General features: G+C 36.9%; 4 protein-coding genes and 1 tRNA gene. All 5 read left to right on the top strand.

Annotated elements, in window-relative coordinates:
- Positions 1 to 77: transfer RNA gene (locus SB717_RS33210), tRNA-Met, on the top strand.
- Between the two features lie 139 nt (positions 78 to 216).
- Entirely contained in the window at positions 217 to 822 is a 606-nt protein-coding gene (locus SB717_RS33205; protein WP_410907043.1) for a hypothetical protein, read from the top strand.
- Between the two features lie 277 nt (positions 823 to 1,099).
- Positions 1,100 to 1,597 (top strand): GNAT family N-acetyltransferase, encoded by a 498-nt coding sequence (locus SB717_RS33200; RefSeq protein WP_410907041.1) that lies wholly within the window; start codon positions 1,100 to 1,102, stop codon positions 1,595 to 1,597.
- A gap of 248 nt (positions 1,598 to 1,845) precedes the next feature.
- Complete coding sequence (locus tag SB717_RS33195; RefSeq protein ID WP_410907039.1) at positions 1,846 to 3,618, top strand: extracellular catalytic domain type 1 short-chain-length polyhydroxyalkanoate depolymerase; 1,773 nt, start codon at positions 1,846 to 1,848, stop codon at positions 3,616 to 3,618.
- 278 nt (positions 3,619 to 3,896) lie between these two features.
- Positions 3,897 to 4,560: LysM peptidoglycan-binding domain-containing protein (locus SB717_RS33190; protein WP_410907037.1), on the top strand; the 664-nt coding region annotated here is incomplete at its 3' end.

The raw sequence follows: 4,560 nt of genomic DNA, 5'->3' as shown, positions 1-4,560 counted from the left end.
CGCGGGGTGGAGCAGTTCGGTAGCTCGTCGGGCTCATAACCCGAAGGTCGCAGGTTCAAATCCTGTCCCCGCAACCAAATTATCTTTTATACATACTTGAATATATCATTATTATCCTTAGGCATAGCCTAAGGATTTTTTGTTTGGCTATATTTATAAACACTTGTTTAGGTTATGATATAAGATAGTGATGCAGATTAATCAGGAGGTTTTTTCATGTTACAAAGTAATATTCAAACTTATATTGAAAAAGAAATGAACGTTCAAGGTCAATCTTTATCTCTATACCAGGAAGAAAAGGAATATGCGTTGCAAAAAAAGTTGGTACCGCAAAACCTGATGATAGAAGAAAAAGAGGAATCTTTACGTTTTAAAGATTCTTATATCGAAAGAGTAGATAAAGAAACGGACGAGCTGATCGCAGAAGAATCTCCTCTTTCGTTTTTAGATACGCCCATTTCTTACTTGAAAGAACACAGAAGTGAATTTCTATATGTAGAATCAAAATGGTTCGAATTTATTAAGCTTGATGGATGTTCTTTTGAAGTGGATGATGTGTTTGGCACATATAAAGTATTAACGGGGCTACATATGCAAAAAAAATTCGGTTCTTTACTAAAACAATTTTTTGCTAACGAACTTAATGAAAGCCCAACAAGCGTCCAGCTTTTATTTAATGATAAAGATGGATTATGGGATGTGAATATTGAGTTAGATGCTATAAAAGAGTTTAATGAAAAAATGTCGATAGGTGAAGTTCTTGTTCTTATATATCGTTTTTTCTTTCATCTAGCGGAGTATGTAGAGAACGAAAAAGCTTAAGAAATGATGATTACTTTCACTGTAAAGCATAGAACGTAGTTTCTATGCTTTTTTTGATGAGTAATACGTAATGAATGCTAAATGAAGCTGGAAATACATTTACATCTCTATGTTTTTATGGAATGATAAAGAGTATCTTTACATATTAGCTGTTAATAGGACTCAGAGCAAGAAAGCTTCCGTAGGATGAAGTATAATATATACATACAGGAACTATTTTTAACTTTATAAAAAATGTCTGCTGGCGTATGGGATTATAAATAAAGAGGGGATGTTCATGTTATTAAGAAAAATAAAGTCTGAAGAATTGGCAGAAGTCTATCAAATGGGATATGCCGCATGGCCTAAAGGCAGGACGTACAAAGAGTATGTAAGAGATAATCAAAAAGAAGAAACATATGGAATTCGGTATGTATACGTAAATGAAGAGGATCAAATTATTGGTTCATTTATTTTGCTTCTTTTACAAACTCCTCGTTTAAAGTTTGCTTTGCATGGTATTGGATCCATTGTTGTACACCAGCTTTATCAACGAATGGGGTATGGCCGTGATATGCTTGAAGACTTTTTTAAAAAGATGAAGATAGAGAAGCGCAGCGCTATTTTTATGCTTTATAGCGATATTCTTCCTGAATATTATCATCAGTTTGGGTTTAAGGAGCTCCCTTCTCATTTACAACGTTATGCTCAATCCATTGCTATGGTAAATTGCAGCGAGTCACAATATGAATACTTAAGTAAGCAATCTATAGAAGACATACCGGCCTATTTTTGAAAGGTATGTCTTTTTTATAGTATTTATCGGCACAATCGTTTACAATTTTATGTAAGCGTTTTCCTTTTTGGGAGATGAATGAGTTTATTCGTCCTCATAACCGTAGGCAAATCGTACAGTTAATATAAATTTTATTACATAAAACCTTGCTATCATCTTACTAGTAACTCTTATTCATTTCCATACCATACCGATATGTACGTTTGCTGCTAAGTATAACCATATCAATATAAGGAGGAAGCAGGAAGATGAAACGATTATTTATAGCAGGGATGATTTTTATACTTTTTTTATCTTTAGGTGCTGTATCTTCTTCAGCCGCAGGAAGTTTTACCTCTAAAACATATAACGGAAGGACATACAAACTGTACGTACCTAGCAGTTATCAGGGAGGTGCCGCCTTACCTCTAGTAGTTATGCTACATGGCTGTACTCAAGACCCTGATCAATTTGCAGCAGGAACACAAATGAATGAACTGGCGGAGACAGAGAAGTTTCTTGTTCTTTATCCAGAACAACCCTCTTCTGCTAATTCAAATAAGTGTTGGAACTGGTTTGATACTGCTCATCAATCAAGGGGAAGCGGTGAACCAGCGTTAATTGCTGGAATGGTCAATCAAATAAAAAGCAGTTATTCAATAGATGCCGACCAAGTCTTTGTTGGAGGGCTATCTGCTGGTGCAGCTATGAGTGTTATTATGGGAGCTACTTATCCAGACATATTTGCGGCTATCAGCGTTGGGGCTGGCTTAGAATATAAAGCAGCGACTAATGTGACAGGTGCTTATACAGCAATGAGCAGTGGAGGTCCTAATCCTATCCAACAAGGAGATTTAGCCTATTCAGCCATGGGAGATCATAAACGAGTCGTTCCAGTTATTTTGTTTCATGGGACAGCTGACTACACTGTTGCGCCTATAAATGCGCATCAAATATTATCGCAATGGGCTCAAACAAATGATAGAGCGTCTGATGGGCTGGATAATAACAATATTGATGATACGGTAGATCAAACTGCAACAGGTACAGTATCTGGTGGAAGAAGCTATACGCAATATATTTACAAAGATACAGCAGGAAAAACAGTAATGGAAAAGTACATGATAGAAGGAATGGGACATGCTTGGTCAGGGGGAAGTACATCCGGTTCTTATACAGATCCTAAAGGACCGAATGCAACTAAATTAAGCTGGAACTTTTTTAAAAGCCATCCGAAAAATGGTGATGCTCCTAATCCAGGAGATATATTCCCACCGGTTACAGCTGCTTCACCAGCGGGAGGAACGTATGGAAGTTCTGTTTCTATTACATTATCAACCAATGAACCTGCCACCACTTACTATACATTAGATGGAAGCATACCAACTGTTAATTCTCTAAAGTACTCTGAGCCTATTACCATCAACTCTAGCAAAACAGTAAAGTTTTTTAGTGTAGACGCAGCGGGTAACCAAGAGGAAGTAAAGACGGAAGTTTATCAAATTTCTGGAACTTCAGAGAAACCTTCAGTATTTTCTTCGCTTGCTGCTGAAGATGGATTTATCGGAAACTTATCAGCTGACGGTATGAGTAGTTCTATTCATAAAATTGGGGATAAAGGAATGTACAATACCGACACATACCGAACCATTTTATCTTTTGACACAAGTTCTTTACCTGATGATGCAATCATTACGGATGTATCTTTAAAAATTTATCGCAAATCTTCAACTGGTAATATTTCATCTTTGAAAGGCGATATTAAAAGCGGTGTATTTGGAACTAGCAGTGCTTTAGAACAAATAGATTATCAGGCTTCACCATCTATTTCAGCGGGCTTCCAAATGTCAGTGCCTTCACTCAATAATGGATATACAACTATTCAACTTCCTTCCTCACTTTGGGGATATATGAATAGGACCGGCAAAACTCAATTTCGCTTGTCAAGCTCAGGTCCAGCGGACTTTTTAAGTGACGTAGTTGAAATTTATGGGGGCGACAGTCCTGCATATGCTCCAACTTTAACTGTTTCATATCAGTAAAAAAACCTTCTAAAAGCTAACTGCTTTTAGAAGGTTTTTTTACTGATAAGTTACTTTTATCACCGAATACAACTCCAACTTTTTATAGAGTTTTCTTCAAATTTTAACATGATTTTGATGAAATTTAATCATTATTCAAAAATGAATTGTCAGAAATATTACAAGAAAATGTTTAAAATTAATTAAATCCGTAATAAAAGTAAAATATTCCTGTAATGGAAGTGAAATGAACAGGTGGTATCATTCAGTCATTGAGTAAATAAGGAGGTATTCGGAAAATGAAGAAATTTGTATTTACTCTAGGGACAACGGCAATTCTTTCAGCAGGATTTGTAGGTGCGGCATCTGCCTCTACAAGCGGAACGTATGAAGTACAAAAAGGTGACACTTTATGGAAAATCGCTCAAAATCATAATGTGAGCGTAGACGAGCTAAAAGATGCTAATAACTTAACATCAACACTAATTTATCCAAATCAGACACTAAACTTATCTAGCATAAAAGAAATCGTACATACTGTAAAACGTGGTGACACTTTGTGGTCAATCGGTCAACATTATGGCGTAACAGTAGAAGAAATTAAAGAATGGAACGGTTTAACATCAGACTTAGTTTTCCCTGGAGAACAATTTAAAATTAAAACGGCACAAGCAGCTCAATCTCAAACAGCTAGTGCGCCAGTAGCAAAGGCAGCTCCACAAGCGCAGCAGCCTCAAACGGCACAAGCTCAGCAAGAACAAGCAGCACAAGAACAAACACAAAAAGAACAAGAGCAAGCTCAAGTAGCAGCACAAGAGCAAGCACAAGCACAGGTAGCACAAGAGCAAGCACAAAAAGCACAAGCTCAAGCAGCACAAGCACAGGTAGCACAAGAGCAAGCACAAAAAGAACAAGAGCAAGCTCAAGCAGCAGCACAAGCACAGGCAGCACAAGAGCAAGCAC

Source organism: Priestia sp. SIMBA_032 (assembly GCF_046535215.1).
GTDB lineage: Bacteria > Bacillota > Bacilli > Bacillales > Bacillaceae_H > Priestia > Priestia aryabhattai.
Note: the sequence above shows the minus strand (reverse complement) of the source record. Positions and strands in the feature narration are given on the sequence as shown.